Source organism: Actinomyces howellii (genome assembly GCF_900637165.1).
Lineage (GTDB): Bacteria > Actinomycetota > Actinomycetes > Actinomycetales > Actinomycetaceae > Actinomyces > Actinomyces howellii.
The window spans coordinates 1,284,976-1,309,093 of sequence record NZ_LR134350.1; the positions used below are offsets into that span (position 1 = coordinate 1,284,976).

A 24,118-nucleotide genomic window follows, 5' to 3' on the forward strand; every position below is an offset into this window, starting at 1 on the left:
CGTCGGTCCTGCTCGCTCGAGTTCGCCCGGCGACGACGCCGTCGGGCCGCACGCCCTCGAGCCCGTCCCCGGGAGCGGGACGGCAGGGTGCCGACGCTCACGGGGCGCGCCGGGCCGTCGGGCGCACCGACTGACAAGGATACGGCAGGCACACCGTGCCTCACCACGCCCGATGGCGCACACTGCCGGTGTTTCCGGCCACACCACCGGTCAGGCGGCTCCCGTGCCGGGCAGCCCGTCGCCGTCCACCGGACCGTAGTCGGCCCAGGGCACCGAGCCCGCCCGGTGGAAGGAGGTTCCCATGGCGGCCATCCGTGGCCCCCAGGCGGCGCAGCGCCGGAGGAAGGCCTCGGTCTCCTCCTGCCTGTCCCCCGGGGTCGTCACCGGGCTCCAGCCGACCTCGGCGGTGGCGAGCAGGCGAGGGAAGATGAGCCACTCGGCGTCCGCCCGCGAGCGGACCGTCTCGGACCACAAGGGGGCCTCGACCCCGATGACCGCCCCGGGAGTCAGGCCCTCCAGCTGCTCGTCAGGGTCCCAGTCCCGGGCCGCGGGCACGTCGACCGCACCGGCCCAGGTCAGTCCGATCGGGCTGGAGGCGTCGTACTTCTGGTCGAGGTAGGTCCGCGTCGAGGGGGACATGACGAAGCGGGCGCCCTCCTGAGCGGCCCTGGCCAGGGCCGCACGCTCCTGCGTCCCGGCGTGCCACAGCTGGAGGACCCCTGCCTGGGGTCCGGCCGAGACGGCCTCGTTCCACCCCATCGGCTCGCGGCCGAGCTCACGCACGATCCGCTGGGCGCTCCTGAGGAGCTCGGCGTAGGGCGATCCGGGCCCGATCCCGTAGCGCTCGGCCATGGCCCAGGGCTCGTCGCCGCCGAGGTGGATGCGCCTGCCGGCGGGGTCGAGCGCGGCGACCTGCCCCAGGACGTGGCGCAGGAAGCGAAGGGTGGCCGGTGACCCGGGGTCGAGGTAGGAGCGCCCCACGGCGGTCGACCCGTCGACGGGGGCGACCGGCTGCTCGGGGGTCGCCGCGTGCGAGGAGCCCGGGGTGCACAGCTCGGGCACCGCGTGCAGGGCCGCCCCGACGTGGCCGGGCACGTCGATCTCGGGGACCACCTCGACGCACCGGGACCGGCAGAAGGCGACGATGCGCCGGTAGTCGGCCTGGGTGTACCAGCCGGTGCGGCCGGGACGGCCCGCGTACCCTCCCCCGGCCACGGCCGTGGCCCCTGACACGCGGGTCAGAGCCGTGTAGTCGATGGTGTCCCCCGGCTCGCGCCCGTCGTTGGTGATCTCGAGACGCCAGCCCTGGTCGTCGACGAGATGGAGGTGCAGGACGTTGATCTTAGCCAAAGCCGCCGCCTCGACGATCGCGCACACCTCGGCCACCGGGAGGAAGGAGCGGGCGACGTCGAGCATGAGTCCGCGGTAGCCCAGGCGGGGACCGTCCTCGACCAGGAGGTGGGGCAAGCGGGCGATGACCGGGTCGCCCTCGGCCGGGGCCGGGGACCAGGACGCGCCGTCTGCCGCCAGGGCGCGCGGGGGCAGGAGGCTCAGCAGCGTGCGCGCCCCGTGCATGACGCCGGGCGCACCGGCGCCGCTGACCTCCACGCCCTGGGCGTCGATGCGCAGGCGGTAGTCCTCAGGGCCGTCGCCTGCCCGGGGGTCCAGGACGAGGCGCACCGCGCAGCCCTGCGGACCTGGCGCCCGCAGCGGCAGGAGATCGGCTCCGGCGCCCCACCCCAGCCCGTCCCGCAGGCGCTGGGCGAGCCACTCTGCGGCGGGCTCGGTGCCGTGGGCGCACAGGAGCGGGGTGGTGCGGCGCAGCTCGAGGGTGCCCTGGCCAGCGTTGAGCCGCCGGGGCCGGGGCAGGATGGTCGTGGGGTCGCACGGGGCGTCGACGGCGCTGTCGATCATGGCAGGACTGTAGACGATCAACGGTCGGCGCCGGGTGACTCAGTCGTGCCCCGGTCGCTGGCGCCCTGCCTCAGGTGAGGGGACGGGGCTCGATCCCGAAGGGGGCCAGGCCCTCGACCCCGCCGTCGGGTGCGGTGAGCACCCACACCCCACCGGGGACGATTGCCACGGTGTGCTCCCACTGGGCCGCGCGTGAGCCGTCCTGGGTCACGACCGTCCAGCCGTCGTCGAGCTCGCGCACCTGTGCCGAGCCCGAGGTGAGCATCGGCTCGATGGCCAGGACCATCCCGGGCCGCAGCCGCGGACCTCGTCGCCGCACCGAGTAGTTGAGCACGTCGGGCTCCATGTGCATCGCGGTACCGATCCCGTGGCCGACGTACTCCTCGAGGATCCCCAGGCGCAGACCCGTGCGCTCGGCGACGGAGTCGACGACCTCCTCGACGGCGTCCCCCACCGCGTTGAGCCGGGCGCCCCGTCCCTCGGCCAGCCCGGCGGCCGCTCGCGCCAGGGCGGCGACGGCCGCCCACAGGGCCTCGTTCGTCGTGGCGTCGAGGAGCCGGTCGGTCTCGCAGGCGTAGCGGCCGCCGACCACCGTGGTGAAGGCGGCGTCACCGTGCCACTGGACGCCGTCGTCGACGACGTAGGCACCGCAGTCGAAGGTGACGAGGTCCCCCTCGTGCAGGACCCTCGGCCCGGGGATGCCGTGGACGACCTCGTCGTTGACCGAGACGCACACCGTGGCGGGGAACCCGTGGTAGCCCAGGAAGTTGGAGTGGGCACCCCGTGACTCGATGACGGCGGCGCACACGGCGTCGAGCTCCGCGGTGCTCACCCCCGGCCGCACCGCCTCGCGCAGCGCGGCGTGGACGTCCGCCACGACGAGGCCGGCGCGGCGCATGAGCCGGACCTCGTCGGGTGTCTTGATCTGGATGCGGGTGCGCGACAGCACGAGAGCCTCCTGGTCCGTCGGGACACGGGTCGGTGGGCGGGGCGGCGCCGGCGGGCGCGGGGCGGCGCCGCCGCGGGGTCACACGCTCAGGCCGTGGGCGCCCAGGGCCGAGACGATCCGGTCCGCCACCTCGTCGACCTCGCCGTCGCCGTCGACGCGCACGAGCGCGCCTCGGGAGGCGTAGATGGCCGCCAGGGGCTCGGTCCGCTCGGCGTAGACCTCGAGCCGGTGACGGATGACCGGCTCGGTGTCGTCCGCCCTGCCCTGCTCCTGGGCGCGCTTGAGCAGCCGGGCGACGACGGCCTCGGGGTCGAGGGTGATCTCGACGACCGCGTCCAGGCTCGCCCCGGAGCGCTCGAGCATCGCGTCGAGCTCGTGCACCTGGGCCTCGGTACGGGGGTAGCCGTCCAGGAGGAAGCCCTGCGCGGCGTCAGGACGGGAGATCCTCTCCTCGACCAGAGCGTTCGTGATCTCGTCGGGGACGTACTCCCCCTTGTCCATGTGCGCCCTGGCCCGCCTGCCGGCCTCGGTGTCGCCCAGGGCACCGGAGCGGAAGATGTCGCCGGTGGAGATCGCCGGGACGGCCAGTCGCCCGCACAGGCGGGCGGCCTGCGTGCCCTTGCCCGCCCCGGGTGGACCGAGCAGGACGATGCGTACGCTCATGAGAGGAACCCTTCGTAGTGACGCTGCTGAAGCTGGGAGTTGATCTCCTTGACGGTCTGGAGACCGACACCGACCATGATAAGAATGGTCGTGCCGCCGAAGGGCAGGTTCTGGGACAGTCCCATCCACATGACCGCCAGCGTCGGCACGAGCGCCAGGGCGAGGAGGTAGACCGAGCCGGCCGTCGTCACGCGGTTGATGACGTAGGTGAGGTAGCGCACGGTGGGCTCCCCGGCGCGCACCCCGGGGATGAACCCCCCGTACTTCTTCATGTTGTCGGCGATCTCCTCGGGGTTGAAGGTGATCGCGGTGTAGAAGAACGTGAAGAACACGATGAGCAGGCCGTAGCCGACGAGGTAGATCGTGTCGGTCTGCTGGAGGTTGTTCATGATCCACTGCACCCAGCCCGAGGCAGGGTCGCCGAACTGGGCGATGAGCTGGGGCATGGCCAGGATCGAGGAGGCGAAGATGACCGGGATGACGCCCGAGGTGTTGATCTTGATCGGGATGTAGGTCGTCGACCCCCCGTACTGGCGGCGGCCCACCATCCGCTTGGCGTACTGGACGGGGATGCGGCGGGTGGCCTGCTCGATGAAGATGACGGCGACCGTCGACACGAGGATGACGCCGATGACCGCGGCAAGCTTGCCGAAGCCGCCGTTGCCCCCGGCGATCGAGAAGAGGTTCTGGGGCATCGAGGCCACGATCGAGGTGAAGATGAGCAGGGACATGCCGTTGCCGACACCGCGCTCGGTGATGAGCTCACCGAGCCACATGATGAGACCGGTGCCCGCGGTCATCGTGACGATCATGAGGGCGAGCGTGAGCGGGGAGTCGTCGGGGACCACCGGCACCGAGCATCCCGGAAAGAGGTTCCCGCTGGCCGCGGTGGCCACGATCGTGGCGGACTGGAGCAGGCCCAGGCCGATGGTGAGGTAGCGGGTGTACTCGGTCAGCTGGGCCGTGCCGGCCTGGCCCTCCTTGTGGAGCTCCTCGAAACGGGGGACGACGACCCGCAGCAGCTGGATGATGATCGAGGCGGTGATGTAGGGCATGATCCCCAGCGCGAAGACGCTCAGCTGGAGCAGCGCGCCACCGGAGAAGATGTTGATGAGGCCCAGGAGCCCGGCCTCCTGCGACTCCCCGACACAGACCTGCACGTTGGCGAGGTCGACGCCAGGGGTGGGCAGCATCGAGCCGAACCGGAACAGGGCCATGATGCCCAAGGTGAACAGAAGCTTGCTCCTGAGGTCAGGCGTCTTGAACGCCTGCATGAACGCGCTGAGCACTCGGTCTCCTGTGAGCTGTGGGGATGGTCCGGGGCGCCGGCCCGCCAGGGGGCGCGCTGACGCCTGGCGCAAGGCAGCGCCGTGGGCCACCCTACCCTGCTCGGCTCGACCCGCCCGGGGCCGTGACACCCTCGCAACGGGGGATCGGTCACCATGCGCGCCCGCCCACGGGCAGGACGGACACCCTCCCTGCTCCCTGCACCGCGCTGCACAGCCCTGCGCCGCCCCGGGCCGCCCCGCACCGCCCCGGGCACGCGACCGGGCCCCGGGTGGGACGAGCTCGTGCTCGTCCCACCCGGGGCCCGGGGACCCTGAGGTCGTCCTCGCGCGCTCAGCGCGCGGTGATCGTGCCGCCTGCGGCCTCGATCTTCTCCTTGGCGGAGGCTGACCAGGCGTCGGCGGTGATCTCCAGCGCGACGCTCACCTCGCCCGATCCCAGGACCTTGACGAGGTGGCCGTCGCGCACCGCGCCCTTGGCCACGAGGTCCTCGACGGTCACGGCGCCGCCCGCGGGGAACAGCTCGGCGATACGACCGACGTTGACCGGCTGGTACTCCACCCGGTTGGGGTTGGTGAAGCCACGGAGCTTGGGCAACCGCATGTGCAGCGGCATCTGCCCGCCCTCGAAGCCGGGACGAACCTGGTAGCGGGCCTTCGTGCCCTTCGTGCCACGGCCGGCGGTCTTGCCCTTGGAGGCTTCACCGCGACCCACGCGGGTCTTGGCCTTCTTGGAGCCCGGGGCAGGACGGAGGTGGTGCAGCTTGACGACCTGCACCTTGTCCTGGCTCGCGCCCTCGTTCTTCGTGGTGTCAGCCATCTCAGGCCTCCTCAACGGTGACGAGGTGCGCCACCGTGGCGATCATGCCGCGCACGGACGGGGTGTCCTCGCGGACGACGGACTGGCGGATCTTGCGCAGGCCCAGGGACCTGAGGGTCTCGCGCTGGCGGTGGGTGCCGCCGATGCCCGAACGGACCTGGGTCACCTTGAGCTGCCGGTTGTTCTCAGCTGCCTGAGCCATCACGCACCCACTCCCTCAGCGGCCTTGTCGGCCTCCTTCTTCTCAGCCTCGGCACGCCTGTCGGCCTCGCCCTCGGCGCGCGCCCGCAGCATCGACTGCGGCGCGACGTCCTCCAGGGGCAGGCCACGGCGGGCCGCGACCGTCTCCGGCTGCTCGAGCTGCTTGAGCGCGTCCACCGTGGCGTGCACGATGTTGATCGCGTTCGAGGAGCCGAGCGACTTCGACAGGATGTCGTGGACGCCGGCGCAGTCCAGCACGGCGCGCACCGGTCCGCCGGCGATGACACCGGTACCCGGGGAGGCCGGGCGCAGGAGGACGACCCCGGCGGAGTCCTCACCCTGGACGAGGTGCGGGATGGTGCGGCGGATCATCGGGACGTGGAAGAAGTTCTTCTTCGCGATCTCGACGGCCTTGGCGATGGCCGAGGGGACCTCCTTGGCCTTGCCGTAGCCGACGCCCACGGTGCCCTCTCCGTCACCGACGACGACGAGCGCCGTGAAGGTGAAGCGGCGGCCGCCCTTGACGACCTTGGACACACGGTTGATGGTGACGACGCGCTCGATGTACTTGTCGTCGGAGCCGCGGCTGTTGCGGTCGCGGCGGTCATTGCGGTCACGACGGCCGCGGGACTCACCGCGGTCGTTGTCGCGCTGGGCCGAGCCGTCGGACGACGCGGACCTGTCTCGCTGCGGAGCAGCCATAGATATTCCTCTGCTTTCTCGTCGTCTGGCTCAGAGCCTCAGGCCGCCCTCGCGGGCGCCGTCGGCGACGGCCGCGACACGGCCGTGGTACTTGTTCCCACCGCGGTCGAAGACGACCGCCTCGATGCCCAGGGCCTTGGCGCGCTCGGCGACGAGCTCACCGACCCTGCGGGCGGCGCCGACCTTGTGGCCCTCGACGCTGCCCGCGGGCAGCTCGAGGGTCGAGGCGGAGCACAGGGTGTGCCCGACGGTGTCGTCGATGACCTGGGCCACCATGTGGCGGTTCGACCGGGTGACGACGAGGCGGGGGCGCTCGGCGGTGCCGTTGATGCGCTTGCGCACACGCTTGTGACGGATCGCGCGGGCGACCGCCTTCGTCTTGCCCCTCTTGATCGAGTAAGCCATCGTCACTTACCAGCCTTTCCGACCTTGCGGCGCACGTTCTCGCCGGCGTAGCGCACGCCCTTGCCCTTGTAGGGCTCCGGCGGACGGATCTTGCGGATGTTCGCGGCCACCTCGCCGACCTGCTCCTTCGAGATGCCGGAGACGTCGATCTTGAGGTTGCCGTCCACCGTCAGGGTGATGCCCTCGGGGGCCTCGACGACGACGGTGTGCGAGAAGCCCAGGAAGAGCTCGACACCCGTGCCCTTCTGCGCCGCCCGGTAACCGGTGCCGACGATCTCGAGGCGCTTGGTGAAGCCCTCGGTGACGCCGACGATCATGTTGTTGATGAGCGTGCGGGACAGGCCGTGCAGCGAGCGCGACTCGCGCTCGTCGTCGGGGCGGGTCACCAGGATGGTGCCGTCCTCCTGTCGGGTCACGCTCAGCGGCTCAGCGATCGTGCGCGACAGGGTGCCCTTGGGCCCCTTGACCGTCACGTCGTTGCCGTCGATGGTGACGTCCACTCCGGCGGGAACCGGAACGGGAAGTCGTCCGATGCGAGACATGGTTGTCCTCCGTTCCTTCTCTCACCAGACGTAGGCGAGGACTTCGCCGCCCACGCCCCGGGACTCCGCCTGCTTGTCGGTCAGGAGGCCGGAGGAGGTGGACAGGATGGCCACCCCCAGGCCGCCGAGGACCTTGGGCAGGTTCGTGGACTTGGCGTAGACGCGCAGGCCGGGCTTCGACACGCGCTTGAGGCCCTGGATGGCCCGCTGACGGTTGGCCCCGTACTTGAGGCTCAGCGTGAGCGTCTTGCCCACCTCGGCGTCGGTCACCGTGTAGTCGACGATGTAGCCCTCGGCCTTGAGCATCGCGGCGATGTTCACCTTGAGCTTGCTGGACGGCATCGAGACGCTGTCGTGGTAGGCGTTGTTGGCGTTGCGCAGACGGGTCAGCATGTCTGCGATCGGGTCTGTCATAGTCATGAGTGGGCCTTGGCCCTTCCTCGTCGTGGTTTCCTCGTCGGACCTGCGACGTAAGTTCTTACCAGCTGGACTTGCTCACGCCGGGGAGCTGGCCCGCCAGGGCCATCTCACGCAGGCAGATGCGGCACAGGCCGAACTTGCGGTAGACCGAGTGCGGGCGGCCGCAGCGCTGGCAGCGCGTGTAGGCACGGACACCAAACTTCGGCTTGCGGTTCGCCTTCTCGATGAGAGCGGTCTTCGCCATGTCACTTCTCCTTGAAGGGGAAGCCGAGCTGCTTGAGCAGCGAGCGGGCCTCCTCGTCTGTCTTGGCCGTGGTCACCACGGTGATGTCCATGCCGCGCACGCGGTCGATCTTGTCCTGGTCGATCTCGTGGAACACGGCCTGCTCGGTCAGACCGAAGGTGTAGTTGCCGTTGCCGTCGAACTGCTTGGGCGACAGGCCGCGGAAGTCGCGGATGCGGGGCAGCGAGATCGAGATGAGCCGGTCGAGGAACTCCCACATCCGGTCACCGCGGATCGTGACGTGCGCGCCGATCGGCTGGCCCTCGCGCAGCTTGAACTGCGCGATGGACCTGCGGGCCTTGGTGACCTGGGGCTTCTGCCCGGTGATCGCCGCGAGGTCGCGCACGGCGCCCTCGATCATCTTGGAGTCGTGAGCGGCCTCGCCCACACCCATGTTGACGACGACCTTGACGATGCCGCCGACCTCCATGATGTTCTCGTGGTTGAACTCCGAGCGCAGGGCCGGGCGCACCTCGTCGGTGTACTTGGCCTTGAGGCGGGGGGTGGTCTTCTCAGCCATGGTCACAGGTCCTCCCCGGACTTCTTGGCGTAGCGCACACGGACGGTGCGCTTGCGGCCGTTGGGGCGCTCGCTCTCCTCGACGCGGAAGCCGACGCGGGTGCGCTGCTTGGTCTTGGGGTCGACGAGCATGACGTTGGAGACGTGGATCGGGGCTTCGACGGTCTCGATACCACCGGTGCGCGCCCCCGAGGCGGTCTGTCCGGCCTTGACGTGCTTGGTCACGCGCTGGACGCCCTCGACGACGACGCGGTCGACCTCGGGCATGACCGTGAGCACACGGCCGGTCTTGCCCTTGTCCTTGCCTGCGATGACGATGACCTGATCGCCCTTCTTGACGCGTGCCATGGTCAGATCACCTCCAGGGCGAGGGACACGATGCGCATGAACTTCTTCTCACGAAGCTCGCGGCCCACGGGGCCGAAGATGCGCGTGCCACGGGGCTCGCCGTCGTTGTTCTTGAGGATGACGGCAGCGTTGTCATCGAATCGGATGTACGAGCCGTCGGGGCGCCGGCGCTCCTTGGTGGTGCGCACGACGACCGCCTTGACGACGTCGCCCTTCTTGACGTTGCCGCCTGGGATGGCGTCCTTCACGGTGGCGACGATCGTGTCGCCGATACCCGCATAGCGCCGACCCGAGCCGCCGAGCACACGGATGCACAGGATCTCCTTGGCACCGGTGTTGTCGGCGACCTTCAGTCGCGACTCCTGCTGGATCATTGGGTGTTCTCCTGTCGTCGAGCCGGTTCTCGCCCACCGCCGGGGCGGCGGGCGAGCCTAGCCGAACGTTCCTTCTTGTCTTGCGCACTTCTCGGCCCGCCGGGGCGAGCTGAGTCCGCGGCGCCTCTGCCCTCCAGACACAGGTGCACACGGCACGAGGTCTCTCGAGGCGCACCGGGGGCGCACGCAACCCCATCACTCTAGTGCAGTGCGCCGATGACGAGGAACCCGGGCGAGGGCGGCGGTGCTGTGCCATTGCTCACCGCCCGCCTGCCGGCTCCGTCGCCGCGGCGGCGACGCCGAGCGCGGGACGGCCCGCTCCCCTCCCGCCCCCTCCCGCCCGCCTGGCTGCCGGTCGCGCCGGGTCCTGGGAAGACGACGACGCCGCAGCCTGCCCGGGTGGGGGCGGCTGCGGCGTCGTCTGCTGCTGGTCGGTGGCTGGTCGGTGGCTGGTCAGCCGGTGATCAGCACCGGGTCACTTGGCCTTCTCGATGATCTCGACCAGGCGCCAGTGCTTCGTGGCACTGAGCGGCCGGGTCTCCATGATCTGGACGAGGTCGCCGACATGAGCCTCGTTGAGCTCGTCGTGGACCTTGACCTTCTTGGACCGACGCAGGACCTTGCCGTAGCGGGAGTGCTTGTAGCGCTCCTCGACCTCGACGACAACGGTCTTGTTCATCTTGTCCGACACGACGTAGCCGCGACGGACCTTGCGCTGCGGGCGCTGGGTGACAGTGGTGGTGTTCTGCTCGCTCACTTCGACTCCTGGCTGCTCGGAGCGGTACGGATGCCGAGCTCACGCTCGCGCACGATCGTGTGGATCCGGGCAATGTCCCGGCGCACGGCCTTGAGGCGTCCGTGGTCCTCCAGCTGCCCGGTCGCCGAGGCGAACCGAAGGTTGAACAGCTCTGCCTTGGCCTTGGACAGCTCCTCGGCGAGGCGCTCGTTGTCCATGCCGTCGAGGTCGGACGGGGTCAGGTCCTTCGAACCGATCGCCATCAGACGTCACCACCCTCACGAGTCACGAAACGGGTCTTCATCGGCAGCTTGTGCTGCGCACGGCGCATAGCCTCCCGGGCCAGCGGCTCGGGGACGCCGCCGAGCTCGAACAGGATGCGTCCGGGCTTGACGTTGGCGATCCACCACTCCGGGGCGCCCTTACCCGAGCCCATACGGGTCTCGGCGGGCTTCTTGGTCAGAGGCCGGTCCGGGAAGATGTTGATCCACACCTTACCGCCACGCTTGATGTGGCGGGTCATGGCGATACGGGCCGCCTCGATCTGGCGGTTGGTGACGTAGGCCGGCTCGAGAGCCTGGATGCCGTAGTCACCGAAGGCGATCTGGTTGCCGCCCTTGGACATGCCCGAGCGGTGCGGGCGGTGCTGCTTGCGGAACTTGGTCCGACGGGGGATGAGCACGGCTCAGGCCTCCGTTCCCTGGTCTGCGGCAGCGTTCTCGGCGACCGGCGCCTGCTCGGCCTGCTGCTCGGTGTGACGCGGGGCGCGCTCACCGCGGCGGGCGCCTCCACGGCGCTCCCCACGGCCCCCACGACCGCGCGGGCCGGACTCGGCCTGCTGGCGAGCGAACTCGCGCTCGGTCATGTCGCCCTTGTAGATCCAGACCTTGACGCCGAGACGTCCGAAGGTGGTCTTGGCCTCGTAGAAGCCGTAGTCGATGTTCGCGCGCAGGGTGTGCAGCGGGACGCGCCCCTCGCGGTAGAACTCCGAGCGGCTCATCTCAGCGCCGCCCAGGCGGCCCGAGCACTGCACCCGGATGCCCTTGGCGCCGGCGCGGATCGCGGACTGCATGCCCTTGCGCATCGCGCGCCGGAAGGACACGCGGCTGGCGAGCTGCTCGGCGATCCCCTGCGCGACGAGCTGGGCGTCGAGGTCGGGGCTCTTGACCTCGAGGATGTTGAGCTGGACCTGCTTGCCGGTCAGCTTCTCGAGCTGCCCGCGCAGGCGCTCGGCCTCCGCACCGCGGCGCCCGATGACGATGCCCGGGCGGGCGGTGTGCAGGTCGACGCGGACACGGTCGCGGGTGCGCTCGATGTCGACCTTCGAGATGCCCGCTCGCTCCATGCCGTCGGCCATGAGCCGGCGGATCTTGACGTCCTCGTCCACGAAGTCGCGGTAGCGCTGACCGGGCTTGGTGGAGTCCGCGAACCAGCGCGAGCGGTGGTCCGTGGTGATGCCCAGGCGGAACCCGGTCGGGTTGACCTTCTGCCCCATTACCGGGCTCCTTCCTTCTGTGCGGCGTCGGCGCGGTCGCCGACGATGACGGTGATGTGGCTGGTCCGCTTGAGGATCCGTCCGGCGCGCCCCTGGGCGCGGGGGCGGAAACGCTTGAGCGTCGGGCCCTCGTCGGCGAACACCTCGGTGATGAACAGCTCGTTCTCGTCGAAGGGCTCACCGGCTCGCTCGGCCTTGACCCGAGCGTTGGCAATAGCGGACTCGATGACCTTGCGCACCGGCACCGCAGCGGCCTGCGGGGCGAAACGGAGCACGTTGACGGCCTCGACAGCGCGCCTGCCGCGGACGACGTCCACGACACGGCGTGCCTTCATCGGCGTGCAGCGCACGTACTTGGCCTGCGCCTTGGCTTCCATGTTCTCTGCCTCTCAAACTTTCCGGAGTCCGTCAGCGACGCGACTTGCGGTCGTCCTTGACGTGCCCGCGGAAGGTGCGGGTCGGGGCGAACTCGCCGAGCTTGTGGCCCACCATGGACTCGGTGACGAAGACCGGGACGTGCTTGCGCCCGTCGTGGACGGCGAAGGTGTGTCCGAGGAAGTCCGGCGTGATGACCGAACGGCGGGACCAGGTCTTGATGACGTTCTTCGTGCCCTTCTCGTTCTGAGCGTCCACCTTCTTCTGGAGGTGGTCGTCGACGAAGGGGCCCTTCTTCAGGCTGCGCGGCATCTCAGGCTCCTATCAGCGCTTCTTGCCGGTCCGACGACGACGCACGATGAGGCGGTCGCTGGACTTGTTGGGACGACGGGTACGGCCCTCGGGCTTGCCCCACGGGGACACGGGGTGACGGCCTCCGGAGGTGCGGCCCTCACCACCACCGTGCGGGTGGTCGACCGGGTTCATGACGACACCGCGGACGGTCGGGCGCACGCCCTTCCACCGCATCCGGCCGGCCTTGCCCCAGTTGATGTTGGACTGCTCGGCGTTGCCGACCTCGCCCACCGTCGCGCGGCAGGCGATCTCGACGTTGCGCACCTCGCCGGAGGGCATGCGCAGCTGGGCGTACTTGCCCTCCTTGGCGACGAGCTGGACCGAGGTGCCCGCAGAGCGGGCGATCTTGGCGCCTCCACCGGGGCGCAGCTCGACCGCGTGGACGACCGTACCGGTCGGGATGTTGCGCAGCGGCAGGTTGTTGCCGGGCTTGATGTCGGCACCGGGCCCGGCCTCGACGACGTCGCCCTGGTTCAGCTTGTTCGGGGCGATGATGTAGCGCTTCTCGCCGTCCGCGTAGTGCAGGAGGGCGATGCGGGCCGTGCGGTTGGGGTCGTACTCGATGTGCGCGACCTTGGCCGGGACGCCGTCCTTGTCGTGACGGCGGAAGTCGATGACGCGGTAGGCGCGCTTGTGGCCACCGCCCTTGTGGCGGGTGGTCACGCGGCCGTTGTTGTTGCGGCCGCCGGACTTGCTCAGCGGACGCACGAGGGACTTCTCGGGCTCGCTGCGCGTGATCTCGACGAAGTCGGCCACGGAGGAGCCGCGGCGACCCGGCGTCGTCGGCTTGTACTTACGGATTCCCATGTCGATCCTTTACCTTCCGTGTCAGTTCGCCACGTCGCCGAAGATGTCGATGGTGCCCTCGCGCAGGGTGACGATCGCCCGCTTGGTGTCCTTGGACTTGCCGATCCCGGTCCGGGTGCGGCGGGTCTTGCCCTTGCGGTTGATCGTGTTGACCGACTCGACCTTGACGTTGAAGATGGCCTCGACGGCCTGCTTGATCTCGGTCTTGTTCGAGCCCGGCGCGACGATGAACGTGTACTGGCCACGGTCCATGCAGGCGTAGGACTTCTCGGAGACCACCGGCGCGATGATGACGTCGCGGGGGTTCTTGGACTTCTCGAGGCTCACTTGGACTCCTCCTTGGCCGCGCCGAGGAAGGAGTCCAGGGCGGCGGCGGTGAAGACGACGTCGTCGTTGAGCAGGACGTCGTAGGTGTTGAGCTGGTCGGCCCAGAGCACGTGCGCCTCGGGGGCGTTGCGCAGGCTGAGCGCGGTGAGCTCGTCGGAGCGGGTGGCCACGACCAGGGCCCTGCGGTCGGTGATCGTGCGCAGGGCGGCGAGGGCCGACTTGGTCGAGGGCTTCTCGGTGGTGACGAACTCGGTGATGACGTGGACCCGGCCGTTGCGGGCGCGGTCGGACAGGGCCGAGCGCAGGGCGGCGGCCTTCATCTTCTTGGGGGTCCGCTGGGAGTAGTCGCGCGGCTGGGGGCCGTGCACGGTACCGCCGCCGGCGAACTGGGGGGCGCGGGTCGAGCCCTGCCGGGCGCGGCCGGTGCCCTTCTGGCGGTAGGGCTTGCGCCCGCCGCCGCGCACGGCGCCGCGCGTCTTCGTGGCGTGCGTGCCCTGGCGGGCCGCGGCCAGCTGGGCGACGACCACCTGGTGCATGAGGGGGATGTTGGTCTCGACGTCGAAGATCTCAGCGGGGAGCTCGACGGTGCCGGTCTTGGCGCCGGTGGAGTCGACGATGTCGACGGAACGTGCCTCGGTCATGGTGTCAGGCTCCCTTCACGGCGGTGCGGACGACGACGACCGAGCCCTTGGGGCCGGGGATGGCACCGTTGACCAGGATCACGCCCTTGTCGGCGTCGACGCCCCGGACCTTGAGGTTCTGGACGGTGGTGGTGGCGTGGCCCATCCGGCCGGCCATGCGCAGCCCCTTGAAGATGCGGCCGGGGGTGGCGCAGGCGCCGACCGAGCCGGGCTTGCGGTGATTGCGGTGCGCGCCGTGGGAGGCCGAGACGCCCTTGAAGCCGTGGCGCTTCATGACGCCGGCGAAGCCCTTGCCCTTCGAGGTCCCGGTGACGTCGACGAGCTGGCCGACCTCGAAGAGGTCCGCCGTCAGCTCCTGGCCGGGGGTGAGGTCCCCCGCCGAGGTGCGGATCTCCGCGACGTGGCGGCGAGGAGCGACCCCCGCCTTGGCGAAGTGCCCGGCCAGCGGCTTGGTCACCTTGCGCTCGTCGATCTCGCCGAAGGCGAGCTGCACGGCCTCGTAGCCGTCGTTCTCGAGAGTGCGGATCTGGGTGACGACGTTGGTGTCGACGCGCACGACCGTGACGGGGCGCAGGACGCCGTCCTCGTCCCAGATCTGCGTCATGCCGAGCTTCGTGCCGAGCAGCGCCTTGGCAGGCGCGGCGGCAGCCGGCTTGTTAAGCGTAGTCATGGCTTCAGTCCTCAGAGCTTGATCTCGATGTTGACGTCGGCCGGCAGGTCGAGGCGCATAAGCGAGTCGACGGCCTTGGGCGTCGGGTCGATGATGTCGATCAGCCGCTTGTGCGTACGCATCTCAAAGTGCTCGCGGCTGTCCTTGTACTTGTGCGGCGACCGGATGACGCAGAACACGTTCTTCTCGGTCGGCAGCGGCACGGGGCCCACGACCGTCGCACCTGCGCGGGTCACCACGTCGACGATCTTGCGCGCCGAGCTGTCGATGACCTCGTGGTCGTAGGACTTGAGCCGGATGCGGATCTTCTGTCCCGCCATGGCGCCTAACCTCTCTTGCTTTCGGTGACCGGTCCACGCGCTCGGGCGTGTCGCTTGGGCGACAGGCACACACGCACTCACTGTTGAGAATGAGGGACCGGTCTGGACACACGGAAGCCCGGTGGGCACCGGGTCCGTCAGACTGGTTCCCGGGTCGACCCCGGGAGGTGGCTGGCACGCTCGCGCGCGCCGGCCAGCCAACGCTATCAGCGTGCCGCGCGGGCGGGAAGCCGAGGAGGGCAACCGGGGCTGTGAGACCGCCCACCCGGTCCACGCGCTCGGGCGTGTCGCCCGGGTGGGGCGCGGCCGCGACCGCGGCGCTCAGCCCTTTCCCACCGGCGTGAGAGGGCCGACGATCCTCGTGCCGTCGTCACTGAGCCACCAGGCCCCCCGCCCCGTTGAGGTCCTCGGCGGCGAAGGGCACCCTGGCCAGGTCCGTCCCGGCCGGCGACGACCCCGTGCAGGCCGTGACGGTGGGCGTCCGCGCCGCGACCTGACCGAGGTGGTCGAAGCGGTGCTTCGGGGACGTCGTCGGGAAACGAGGGTTCGACCGGCTCTCGCTGTAGATCGTCGAGCTGAGGTGGAGGAAGGTGACGGAGCCCGCCGTCGGGGTGCCGACGGCCCGGACGCCGCAGGCCGTCGGCCCGCCTGCCAGGTTGCCCGCGCCCGTCCCCTCACGGGCACGAGCAGGGCCCCGGCACGCTCCTCCAAGGAGCGTGCCGGGGCCCGTGGGGAGAGCGGGACTAGCTGACGACGAAGACCTCCCGTCCGCTCTCCTCGCTCCTCTGCGCTGGCACGGTCCCGCTGATCGTGTCGCCGGTGACGGTCAGCACGCCGTTCTCGTAGCGGTGGCTCACACCGACCAGGGGGATGGTCACCACCTCGCGGTCGTTGTCGGTGAAGGACGGGGCGCCCAGCACCTGCAGGTCCTGCCCCTCACCGCTGAGCACGAGGATGGTCGTGGTGAGCACGACCTTGTCGCCGTGGACGTACGAGCCGCCGTAGCCGATCTCGCTGTACCTCAGGCAGCGCAGGTAGGCGACCGAGGTGTCGGCCTCCGCCTCGTCGATCGTGGTGACGTCCGGCCCCACCTGGGCCTCGTACTCCCTCACCAGGTCCTCCAGCTGGCTGCTGACGTCCGGGTCCGCCTCGTCGGCGACCGCGGTGACGCCCTCCAGGAGGAGCTCGACCAGGGTCGTGCCACCGGCGTAGAACCCGTCCTTCCACCCGGGGACGACGGAGTCGAGCAGCACACCGGTGATGAATCCCAGCGCGTAGGACTCGGAGTCGACCGAGACGTCGAGGACCTCGCCCTCGTACAGCGGTGCCTGCCGCGCCCGCAGCTCCTCCTCGGACTGGTCGGCACCGATCGTCAGGGCCATGTACTCGACGTACCGGGCGACGCCCTCGGCGATGTCGTAGGTGTGGATGTCCGTGGCCTCCTGGGCGTACTCGCTCGTCCAGGAGTCGAACCAGTAGCGCGCGCGCCCCAGGTGCTGCGAGCGTGTGTCGGCGTCCAGGACCGCCTGACGCAGACGGTGGAGCATCATGCGTCGAAGGAGCCGCGGCCGGGCGTCGAAGGGGTAGGGGGTGTCCCTGCTGGACGACGCGGTGAAGTCGATCTCGTCCTGGTAGTAGAAGTGAACGAGCTCGTGGGTCATGAGGGCGAAGGCGTAGGTGGCCGGGTCCTGAAGGTCGGCGGTCGTCTGGGACGCCCCGGTGGCGCTGACCTGCGGCGCCGACCCCGCGGGAGCGGCGCCCTGCTCCCCCTCGTCCTGCTCACCCGCCCTCACGCCGCCGACGGACGCGGCCTGGCCGAGGTTGAGGGTGATGGACGGGTTGCCCTCGAAGGTGATCTTGCCGTAGGAGGTGGGCGGCTCGATGCCCGCGTACTCCTCGGCCGTGAGCTCACGATGGCCCTCGGTGGAGATCACCCACGCGCGTGCCGCCCGGTGCTCCTCGTCGACCTTCATGGCCACGATCCGGTGGCGCGTGTAGTCGGCCCCCGGCCACACTGTCCCCATGAGCGGCCACGCGCGCGCGACCCAGGCGGCGACGCCCTCGACCATCGTCTCGTACTGCTCATCGGTCAGCTCCGGTGGCCCCGCCAGGAACCCGTCCAGCGGGTTGCCCTCCCCCGTGCCGGGCGACGGGGTCGGCGAGGCCTGTCCGTCGGCGCCGGCGTCCCCGCTCGCGCCGCAGGCGCTCAGGGGCAGCAGGAGGGCCGCCGCCGCCGCTGTCACGGCGGTGCGCCGCGTGAGCTGCGTGGACAGGAGGTCAGTGCGTGTCATGGTCTTCTCCTTCATCGTTGCGGTGTGTCATGGGGTGCGTGGGTGCGTGCGAGTAAGTGCGAGCCGTTTCGCACGACGACGGGCCGACGCGGCGTCATGACGGCTCCGACGTCCCGGCGGCCGGTCTCGCCGGGGCAGTCAGGCCCCGACCTGCTCGACCTCCTCCGTGCAGGTCAGGTCGCTGTCCGGCAGCTCGCCGCGCAGCAGGTAGCGGTCGACTGCGTTGTCCACGCACTCGCCCTTGCGCCCGTAGGCGCCGTGCCCGTGGCCCTCGACGGTGACGAGGCGGGCCGAGTCGAGCTGAGAGGCGAGAGCCTGCGCCCACTGGTAGGGGGTCGCCGGTGATGCCGATGACGAGGATCGGAGCGGCCCCCGTGGCCCTGATCTGGCCGGGCTCGTGGTCGCCGTGGTGCCCCCACCCCTGGCAGAACGCGTCGGGGAAGGCCAGTCCGGTACCCAGGGTGGGAGCGACCTCCTTGATCCGCTCGGCCTGGGCCTCCCACTGGGCGCTGTCCCCGCGCACCGGGTAGTCGAGGCAGTCGACGGCGCTGATGGCGTTCTCGTTGGCGGTCTCAGCCGCCTCCTGCTCCGCGAGCTCCTGGGGATCCGTCGTGTCATCAAGCAGGTCGGGGTCGGCCAGGACCGCCAGGCCCGTGCCGTCGTTGTCCCTGATGGCCTGCCGCAGGGCGCCGGTCAGCAGGTCCCAGACGCTGTTGTCGTACATGAGGTCGATGAGTGCCCTGGTCAGCGTGGCTCCGTCCACCGGCTGCCCGATCGTGACCGGCAGCGGGCTGGTGCTCGCCTTGTCGATGAGCTCCTTGATCTGCGCCACTCCGGCCTCGGTGTCCCCGGTGAGCGGGCAGTCCTTTCCGGACTGGCAGTGCTCGACGTAGGCGTGCAGGCTCCTCTCGATGGCCTCGGCCTGCTCGACGACGTTCTCGGCGTTCTCACGAGAGGGGTCCTGGGCGCTGTCGAGCACCATCCGGCCGACGTGGGAGGGGAACATCTCGGCGTAGCGCGCTCCCAGGTACGTCCCGTAGGAGACGCCGAGGTAGTACAGACGGTTGTCTCCGGACAGGCCCCGCAGGACGTCCATGTCACGCGCCACCGAGGCGGTGTCCATGTGGTCGATGATGCCCGGGACAGGGGAGTTCTGCTCGCACTTCGAGGCGAGCTCGGCCGCCGTCTGCTCGGTGGAGTCGGCCGTCTCCTCACCGGCGACCTCACTGGGCTCCTCGGTCTGCGCGGCGTCCGCCGGGTCCTGGGCGGCACCGGCCCCGGAGGCCTCGAGCTCGGCGGCGACGGTGTCGCTGATCTCCTGCGGGCTCAGGCAGGTCAGGGGCGTGGACTTGCCGACGCCTCGCGGATCGAACCCGATGATGTCGTACGCCGACCGGAGGGCGTCGGAGAAGACGCCCTCCTGCGACACGTAGTCCACGCCGCTCCCGCCGGGACCGCCGGGATTGGTCAGGAGGGTGCCGATGGGGTTGCCGGAGGTCGAGGGCAGCTTCTTGAGGGCCAGGTCGATGGTCTGCCCGGAGGGGTCGTCGTAGTCCAGGGGCACCGTGACCGTGGCGCACTCGAAGGAGGCGTCGTCCTCGCACGGGGCCCAGTCGACCTTCTGCGAGTAGTAGCTCTCCAGCCCAGCGGGGACCGGAGGGGCGCTCGGTGCGTCCACGGGGACGGCGGAGGACGGGGCCGAGGTGGTGGTCCCGGCGGTGCAGGACGACAGGAGCAGGCACGCCGTGGCGGTGACGATGCTGAGGGTGCGCGTAGCACGGTTCATAGCTGGCATGCGAGAAGCGTATGTCCGACGTCTGCACCACCTATTGGCAGGACGTATGATCTTTCGTCGCCGCGGAGTCGTCCCTCAGGAGGACGCGCCTCTGCCTCAAGACTCATCGACGCCGCGAACAACTGTCCCCCGGACCCGTGTGCGGGTCCGGGGGACAGTCGTTCGCGGTGCGGTGCGTGCTACCGGCGTCGCAGCGTCGTCACTTGAGGATCTTGGTGACGCGGCCGGAGCCGACGGTGCGGCCACCCTCGCGGATGGCGAAGCCGAGGCCCTCCTCCATGGCGATGGGCTGGATGAGCTCGACGGTCATCTCGGTGGTGTCGCCGGGCATGACCATCTCGGTGCCCTCGGGCAGGGTGATGACGCCGGTGACGTCGGTGGTCCGGAAGTAGAACTGCGGACGGTAGTTCGAGTAGAACGGGTTGTGGCGGCCGCCCTCGTCCTTGGTGAGGATGTAGACGTGGCCCTCGAACTCGGTGTGCGGGGTGATGGAGCCGGGCTTGCAGACCACCTGGCCTCGCTCGACGTCGTCGCGCTTGGTGCCACGAAGAAGAAGCGCGCAGTTCTCGCCCGCCCAAGCCTCGTCCATCTGCTTGTGGAACATCTCGATGCTGGTGACCGTGGTCTTCTGGGCCTCGCGGATACCCAGGACCTCGACCTCGGAGTTGATGGGCAGCTTGCCGCGCTCGACACGACCGGTCACGACGGTGCCGCGGCCGGAGATGGTGAAGACGTCCTCGATGGGCATGAGGAAGGGCTTGTCCATGTCGCGCTCGGGGGTCGGGATGTACTCGTCGACCGCGTCCATGAGCTCCTTGATCTTGCCCGCCCACTCGGCGTCGCCCTCGAGGGCCTTGAGCGCCGAGACGCGGACGACCGGGGCCTCGTCGCCGTCGTACTCCTGGGAGGACAGCAGCTCACGCACCTCCATCTCGACCAGGTCGAGGAGCTCCTCGTCCTCGACCATGTCGGCCTTGTTGAGGGCCACGAGCAGGACCGGGACGCCGACCTGGCGGGCGAGCAGGACGTGCTCGCGGGTCTGGGCCATCGGGCCGTCGGTGGCGGCCACGACGAGGATCGCGCCGTCCATCTGGGCGGCACCGGTGATCATGTTCTTGATGTAGTCGGCGTGACCAGGAGCGTCGACGTGAGCGTAGTGACGCTTGTCAGTCTGGTACTCGACGTGCGCGATGTTGATCGTGATGCCGCGCTGGCGCTCCTCGGGAGCCTTGTCGATCTCGTCGAAGGGGGTGAAGGGGTTGAGGTCCGGGTACTCGTCGTGCAGGACCTTGGAGATCGCGGCGGTCAGCGTCGTCTTGCCGTGGTCGACGTGACCGATCGTTCCGATGTTGACGTGCGGCTTGGTCCGCTCGAACTTGGCCTTGGCCACTTGTGTCCTCCTGGGACTCGGGTAGTGCTCTTCGTCGTGATTCGACTAGCACATGCTAGCCGTCTCCGTGCGGAGAGTCTCTACTGATGGGTTGTTGGAAATCTAACTGGATCGAGACCCGGGGGCCAGTGCCTCCCGGGCGTCCCGGGGACCGGGACGATCTGTCCCGGTCCCCGGGACCGGTCGGGTCACTCGCCCTTGGCCTTGGCGATGATCTCGTCGGCCACGTTCTTGGGCACCTCGGCGTAGGAGTCGAAGGTCATCGAGTACACCGCGCGGCCCTGGGTCTTGGAGCGCAGGTCGCCGACGTAGCCGAACATCTCGGACAGCGGCACCGCCGCCTTGATGACCTTGACGCCCACGGCGTCCTCCATCGACTGGATCATCCCCCGGCGGGAGTTGATGTCGCCGATGACGTCGCCCATGTACTCCTCGGGGGTGCGCACCTCGACGGCCATGACCGGCTCGAGGAGGACCGGGGAGGCCTTCTTGGCGCCCTCCTTGAAGGCCATCGAGCCGGCGATCTTGAAGGCCATCTCGGAGGAGTCGACCTCGTGGTAGCCGCCGTCGATGAGGGTCGCCTTGACGTCGACCACCGGGTAGCCCGCCAGGACACCGGTGAGCATGGCGTCCTGGACACCCGCGTCGACGCTGGGGATGTACTCGCGCGGGACGCGGCCACCGGTCACCGAGTTGACGAACTCGTAGTGGGACCTCGCCTCGCCCTCGGCGGCCTCGGTCTCCTCGAGGGGCTCGAAGGACATGAGCACCTTGGCGAACTGGCCCGAGCCACCGGTCTGCTTCTTGTGGGTGTACTCGACCTTGTCGACCTTCTTGCGGATGGTCTCCCGGTAGGCGACCATCGGGTTGCCGACATTGGCCTCGACCTTGAACTCGCGGCGCATGCGGTCGACGAAGACGTCGAGGTGGAGCTCACCCATCCCGCCGATGACCGTCTGGCCGGTCTCCTCGTCGAGGCGGACCGTGAAGGTCGGGTCCTCCTCGGAGAGCTTCTGGATGGCGGTGCCCAGCTTCTCCTGGTCCCCCTTGGTCTTGGGCTCGATGGCCACGTGGATGACCGGGTCCGGGAAGGTCATCGACTCCAGGATGATCGGCGAGCCCTGGGCACACAGGGTGTCACCGGTGGTGACGTCCTTGAGGCCGATGAAGGCGTAGATGTGGCCGGCGTGCGCCACGTCGACCGGGTTCTCCTTGTTGGAGTGCATCTGGAAGAGCTTTCCGATGCGCTCCTTCTTGCCCTTGGTCGCGTTGGCCACGACCTCGCCCTGGGCGACCTTGCCGGAGTACACCCGCACGTAGACGAGCTTGCCGTAGAAGGGGTGGGTGGCGACCTTGAAGGCCAGGGCCGAGAAGGGCTCGTTCTCGTCGGCCTTGCGGGTGAGGACCTCCTCCTCGTGGCCCGGGACGTGGCCCTCGACGTCGGTGACGTCCAGCGGGGAGGGCAGGTAGTCCAGGACCGCGTCGAGCACGGGCTGGATGCCCTTGTTCTTGAAGGCCGAACCGGCCAGGACCGGGAAGGCCTCGCCGGCGACGGTGAGCGTGCGGATGCCTGCCTTGATCTCGGCGACGCTCAGCTCCTCCCCCTCGAGGTACTTCTCCATGAGGGCGTCGTCGGTCTCGGCGACGGCCTCGACGAGCTCGGCGCGCAGCTCCTCGGCCTTGGCGACGAGCTCGGCGGGGATCTCCTCGTACTCGACGACCGAGCCGCGGGTGTCGTTGCCGTCGGCGTCCTTCTCGGGGAAGCGGATGGCGCGCATCTCGATGACGTCGACGAGGCCGGAGAACTCGTTCTCGGCGCCGATCGGGAAGTTGATGACGAGCGGGGTGGCGTGGAGACGGTCGCGGATCGTCTGGACGGAGAAGTCGAAGTTGGCTCCGAGCTTGTCCATCTTGTTGATGTAGCACACGCGCGGGACGTTGTACTTGTCCGCCTGGCGCCACACCGTCTCGGACTGGGGCTCGACGCCCTCCTTGCCGTCGAAGACCGCGACGGCCCCGTCGAGGACGCGCAGGGAGCGCTCGACCTCGACGGTGAAGTCGACGTGGCCGGGGGTGTCGATGATGTTGATCTGGTTGTTCTTCCAGAAGCAGGTCGTCGCGGCGGAGGTGATCGTGATGCCGCGCTCCTGCTCCTGGACCATCCAGTCCATCGTCGAGGCGCCGTCGTGGGTCTCGCCGAGCTTGTAGTTGATGCCCGTGTAGAACAGGATGCGCTCGGTCACGGTGGTCTTGCCGGCGTCGATGTGGGCCATGATGCCGATGTTGCGGACCTTGGTCAGGTCGGTCAGCACGTCGAGTGCCACTAGTGAAGTCCTTCGTGTCGTGAGGTGGGGGAGGTCAGGCGGGCCCGGGGACGTCGGTCGGGGCCGGGCGAACGGTCCCGACCGACGTGCCGCCGGTCACCAGCGGTAGTGGGCGAAGGCCTTGTTCGACTCGGCCATCCGGTGCATGTCCTCGCGACGCTTGACGGCGGCGCCCAGGCCGTTGGAGGCGTCGAGGATCTCGTTCATGAGCCGCTCGGTCATCGTGTTCTCCCGACGCTGGCGGGAGAAGTCGACGAGCCAGCGCAGGGCGAGAGTCGTGGCCCGGTTGGGACGGACCTCGACCGGGACCTGGTAGGTGGCGCCGCCGACGCGGCGGGAGCGGACCTCCAAGGCGGGGCGGATGTTGTCCAGGGCGCGCTTGAGCACGGCCACCGGGTCCTGGTCGGTCTTGGACCGCACGCCCTCGAGAGCGCCGTAGACGATGCGCTCGGCGGTCGACTTCTTGCCGTCGAGCAGGACGCGGTTGACGAGCTGGGTGACCACCGGCGACCCGTAGACGGGGTCGACGACGAGGGGGCGCTTGGGAGCGGGACCCTTACGGGGCATTACTTCTTCTCCTTCTTCGCGCCGTACTTCGAGCGGGCCTGCTGGCGGCCCTTGACACCCTGGGTGTCGAGGGCGCCGCGGACGATGTGGTAGCGGACACCGGGGAGGTCGCGCACACGGCCGCCGCGGACGAGCACGATGGAGTGCTCCTGGAGGTTGTGGCCCTCTCCGGGGATGTAGGCCGTGACCTCGATACCGGTGGACAGGCGCACGCGGGCGACCTTGCGCAGAGCGGAGTTCGGCTTCTTGGGGGTCGTGGTGTACACGCGGGTGCACACACCACGACGCTGCGGGCTGGTCCTGAGCGCCGGCGTCTTGGACGACGTGCGCTTCGAGGAGCGGCCCTTGCGGACGAGCTGCTGAATCGTGGGCACTACTGGTTCTCCATTGTGAAGTGCGTCTGAGTGGTTCGCTGCCCGTGGGCCGGCGCCGCCCCGTCGTGACGGCGCGCTCCGCCACGGATGAGGGCCGGCCCGCCCGCCACCGGCCGAGCCGGGGCGCTGCGCCCGGAGCCCCGTGGAGGGGCCCGTCGGTTCCCGCCGCGGCAGACCCGCGTCACGAGCCGGGACTGCGTCCGGCCAGCTGGGAACGGAGATGGAG

31 protein-coding genes and 1 pseudogene are annotated in these 24,118 nt (G+C 69.7%); all 32 read right to left on the minus strand.

Annotated features, from left to right (window positions below):
* Positions 1-210: 210 nt before the first annotated feature.
* The 32 genes and pseudogenes from EL245_RS05410 to rpsL all read right to left on the minus strand — a co-directional run bounded on the left by EL245_RS05410 (position 211) and on the right by rpsL (position 23,892).
* Positions 211-1,914 (minus strand): beta-N-acetylhexosaminidase, encoded by a 1,704-nt coding sequence (locus tag EL245_RS05410; protein ID WP_126382240.1) that lies wholly within the window; start codon positions 1,912-1,914, stop codon positions 211-213.
* Positions 1,915-1,984: 70 nt separating this feature from the next.
* Complete coding sequence (map, locus tag EL245_RS05415) at positions 1,985-2,863, minus strand: type I methionyl aminopeptidase (RefSeq protein WP_126382241.1); 879 nt, start codon at positions 2,861-2,863, stop codon at positions 1,985-1,987.
* 78 nt (positions 2,864-2,941) lie between these two features.
* Positions 2,942-3,526: an adenylate kinase gene (locus EL245_RS05420; protein ID WP_197719454.1), complete on the minus strand. Its 585-nt coding sequence runs from the start codon at positions 3,524-3,526 to the stop codon at positions 2,942-2,944.
* Positions 3,523-4,815, minus strand: coding sequence for a preprotein translocase subunit SecY (gene secY, locus EL245_RS05425; protein ID WP_126382242.1), 1,293 nt, complete (start codon positions 4,813-4,815; stop codon positions 3,523-3,525). Before secY ends, EL245_RS05420 begins: the two co-directional genes overlap by 4 nt.
* A gap of 331 nt (positions 4,816-5,146) precedes the next feature.
* Positions 5,147-5,632 (minus strand): 50S ribosomal protein L15, encoded by a 486-nt coding sequence (gene rplO / locus EL245_RS05430; RefSeq protein ID WP_126382243.1) that lies wholly within the window; start codon positions 5,630-5,632, stop codon positions 5,147-5,149.
* A 1-nt stretch (position 5,633) separates the two neighbouring features.
* On the minus strand, positions 5,634-5,834 hold the full coding sequence (gene rpmD, locus EL245_RS05435) for a 50S ribosomal protein L30 (RefSeq protein ID WP_126382244.1): 201 nt from the start codon (positions 5,832-5,834) through the stop codon (positions 5,634-5,636).
* Positions 5,834-6,535 carry a 30S ribosomal protein S5 gene (rpsE, locus tag EL245_RS05440; RefSeq protein ID WP_126382245.1) on the minus strand — a complete coding sequence of 234 codons (702 nt, stop codon included), beginning with the start codon at positions 6,533-6,535 and terminating at the stop codon, positions 5,834-5,836. Before rpsE ends, rpmD begins: the two co-directional genes overlap by 1 nt.
* 30 nt (positions 6,536-6,565) lie before the next feature.
* Positions 6,566-6,940, minus strand: a complete 375-nt coding sequence (rplR, locus tag EL245_RS05445; RefSeq protein ID WP_126382246.1) for a 50S ribosomal protein L18 — start codon at positions 6,938-6,940, stop codon at positions 6,566-6,568.
* 2 nt (positions 6,941-6,942) lie between these two features.
* Positions 6,943-7,482 carry a 50S ribosomal protein L6 gene (gene rplF / locus EL245_RS05450; RefSeq protein WP_126382247.1) on the minus strand — a complete coding sequence of 180 codons (540 nt, stop codon included), beginning with the start codon at positions 7,480-7,482 and terminating at the stop codon, positions 6,943-6,945.
* Positions 7,483-7,503: 21 nt separating this feature from the next.
* Positions 7,504-7,902, minus strand: coding sequence for a 30S ribosomal protein S8 (rpsH, locus tag EL245_RS05455; RefSeq protein ID WP_126382248.1), 399 nt, complete (start codon positions 7,900-7,902; stop codon positions 7,504-7,506).
* Between the two features lie 58 nt (positions 7,903-7,960).
* Positions 7,961-8,146, minus strand: a complete 186-nt coding sequence (locus tag EL245_RS05460) for a type Z 30S ribosomal protein S14 (protein WP_126382249.1) — start codon at positions 8,144-8,146, stop codon at positions 7,961-7,963.
* A 1-nt stretch (position 8,147) separates the two neighbouring features.
* Positions 8,148-8,705: a 50S ribosomal protein L5 gene (rplE, locus tag EL245_RS05465; RefSeq protein ID WP_126382250.1), complete on the minus strand. Its 558-nt coding sequence runs from the start codon at positions 8,703-8,705 to the stop codon at positions 8,148-8,150.
* Between the two features lie 2 nt (positions 8,706-8,707).
* Positions 8,708-9,052 carry a 50S ribosomal protein L24 gene (gene rplX, locus EL245_RS05470; RefSeq protein ID WP_126382251.1) on the minus strand — a complete coding sequence of 115 codons (345 nt, stop codon included), beginning with the start codon at positions 9,050-9,052 and terminating at the stop codon, positions 8,708-8,710.
* Between the two features lie 2 nt (positions 9,053-9,054).
* Positions 9,055-9,426 (minus strand): 50S ribosomal protein L14, encoded by a 372-nt coding sequence (rplN, locus tag EL245_RS05475; protein ID WP_126382252.1) that lies wholly within the window; start codon positions 9,424-9,426, stop codon positions 9,055-9,057.
* A gap of 475 nt (positions 9,427-9,901) precedes the next feature.
* Positions 9,902-10,183 (minus strand): 30S ribosomal protein S17, encoded by a 282-nt coding sequence (rpsQ, locus tag EL245_RS05480; RefSeq protein WP_126382253.1) that lies wholly within the window; start codon positions 10,181-10,183, stop codon positions 9,902-9,904.
* Positions 10,180-10,425, minus strand: a complete 246-nt coding sequence (gene rpmC, locus EL245_RS05485; protein ID WP_126382254.1) for a 50S ribosomal protein L29 — start codon at positions 10,423-10,425, stop codon at positions 10,180-10,182. The genes rpsQ and rpmC overlap by 4 nt, the downstream gene beginning before the upstream one ends.
* A complete protein-coding gene (rplP, locus tag EL245_RS05490; RefSeq protein ID WP_126382255.1) occupies positions 10,425-10,844 on the minus strand; it encodes a 50S ribosomal protein L16 in 420 nt (139 codons plus the stop codon). The genes rpmC and rplP overlap by 1 nt, the downstream gene beginning before the upstream one ends.
* Before the next feature lie 3 nt (positions 10,845-10,847).
* The gene (gene rpsC / locus EL245_RS05495) at positions 10,848-11,657 is read right to left on the minus strand and encodes a 30S ribosomal protein S3 (protein WP_126382256.1); all 810 of its coding nucleotides are present in this window, start codon (positions 11,655-11,657) and stop codon (positions 10,848-10,850) included.
* Positions 11,657-12,034: a 50S ribosomal protein L22 gene (rplV, locus tag EL245_RS05500; protein ID WP_126382257.1), complete on the minus strand. Its 378-nt coding sequence runs from the start codon at positions 12,032-12,034 to the stop codon at positions 11,657-11,659. The genes rpsC and rplV overlap by 1 nt, the downstream gene beginning before the upstream one ends.
* A 31-nt stretch (positions 12,035-12,065) precedes the next feature.
* The gene (rpsS, locus tag EL245_RS05505) at positions 12,066-12,344 is read right to left on the minus strand and encodes a 30S ribosomal protein S19 (protein ID WP_008729396.1); all 279 of its coding nucleotides are present in this window, start codon (positions 12,342-12,344) and stop codon (positions 12,066-12,068) included.
* 12 nt (positions 12,345-12,356) lie between these two features.
* A complete protein-coding gene (rplB, locus tag EL245_RS05510; protein ID WP_126382258.1) occupies positions 12,357-13,193 on the minus strand; it encodes a 50S ribosomal protein L2 in 837 nt (278 codons plus the stop codon).
* 21 nt (positions 13,194-13,214) lie between these two features.
* Positions 13,215-13,520, minus strand: a complete 306-nt coding sequence (gene rplW, locus EL245_RS05515; RefSeq protein ID WP_126382259.1) for a 50S ribosomal protein L23 — start codon at positions 13,518-13,520, stop codon at positions 13,215-13,217.
* The gene (gene rplD, locus EL245_RS05520; RefSeq protein WP_126382260.1) at positions 13,517-14,161 is read right to left on the minus strand and encodes a 50S ribosomal protein L4; all 645 of its coding nucleotides are present in this window, start codon (positions 14,159-14,161) and stop codon (positions 13,517-13,519) included. Before rplD ends, rplW begins: the two co-directional genes overlap by 4 nt.
* A gap of 4 nt (positions 14,162-14,165) precedes the next feature.
* Positions 14,166-14,831, minus strand: coding sequence for a 50S ribosomal protein L3 (gene rplC / locus EL245_RS05525; RefSeq protein WP_126382261.1), 666 nt, complete (start codon positions 14,829-14,831; stop codon positions 14,166-14,168).
* 11 nt (positions 14,832-14,842) lie between these two features.
* The gene (gene rpsJ / locus EL245_RS05530) at positions 14,843-15,151 is read right to left on the minus strand and encodes a 30S ribosomal protein S10 (protein WP_005987219.1); all 309 of its coding nucleotides are present in this window, start codon (positions 15,149-15,151) and stop codon (positions 14,843-14,845) included.
* 743 nt (positions 15,152-15,894) lie between these two features.
* The gene (locus tag EL245_RS05535) at positions 15,895-17,442 is read right to left on the minus strand and encodes a hypothetical protein (protein WP_126382262.1); all 1,548 of its coding nucleotides are present in this window, start codon (positions 17,440-17,442) and stop codon (positions 15,895-15,897) included.
* Between the two features lie 138 nt (positions 17,443-17,580).
* The gene (locus EL245_RS13945) at positions 17,581-18,060 is read right to left on the minus strand and encodes an alpha/beta hydrolase (protein WP_331852823.1); all 480 of its coding nucleotides are present in this window, start codon (positions 18,058-18,060) and stop codon (positions 17,581-17,583) included.
* 283 nt (positions 18,061-18,343) lie between these two features.
* Positions 18,344-19,237 (minus strand): annotated as a pseudogene (locus tag EL245_RS13950) (alpha/beta fold hydrolase); the annotation flags it as partial.
* 199 nt (positions 19,238-19,436) lie between these two features.
* Positions 19,437-20,627, minus strand: a complete 1,191-nt coding sequence (gene tuf / locus EL245_RS05545; protein WP_126382263.1) for an elongation factor Tu — start codon at positions 20,625-20,627, stop codon at positions 19,437-19,439.
* Positions 20,628-20,815: 188 nt separating this feature from the next.
* Positions 20,816-22,951: an elongation factor G gene (gene fusA, locus EL245_RS05550; protein ID WP_126382264.1), complete on the minus strand. Its 2,136-nt coding sequence runs from the start codon at positions 22,949-22,951 to the stop codon at positions 20,816-20,818.
* Between the two features lie 96 nt (positions 22,952-23,047).
* Complete coding sequence (rpsG, locus tag EL245_RS05555) at positions 23,048-23,518, minus strand: 30S ribosomal protein S7 (protein WP_126382265.1); 471 nt, start codon at positions 23,516-23,518, stop codon at positions 23,048-23,050.
* Positions 23,518-23,892, minus strand: coding sequence for a 30S ribosomal protein S12 (gene rpsL, locus EL245_RS05560; protein WP_126382266.1), 375 nt, complete (start codon positions 23,890-23,892; stop codon positions 23,518-23,520). The genes rpsG and rpsL overlap by 1 nt, the downstream gene beginning before the upstream one ends.
* Positions 23,893-24,118: the final 226 nt, after the last annotated feature.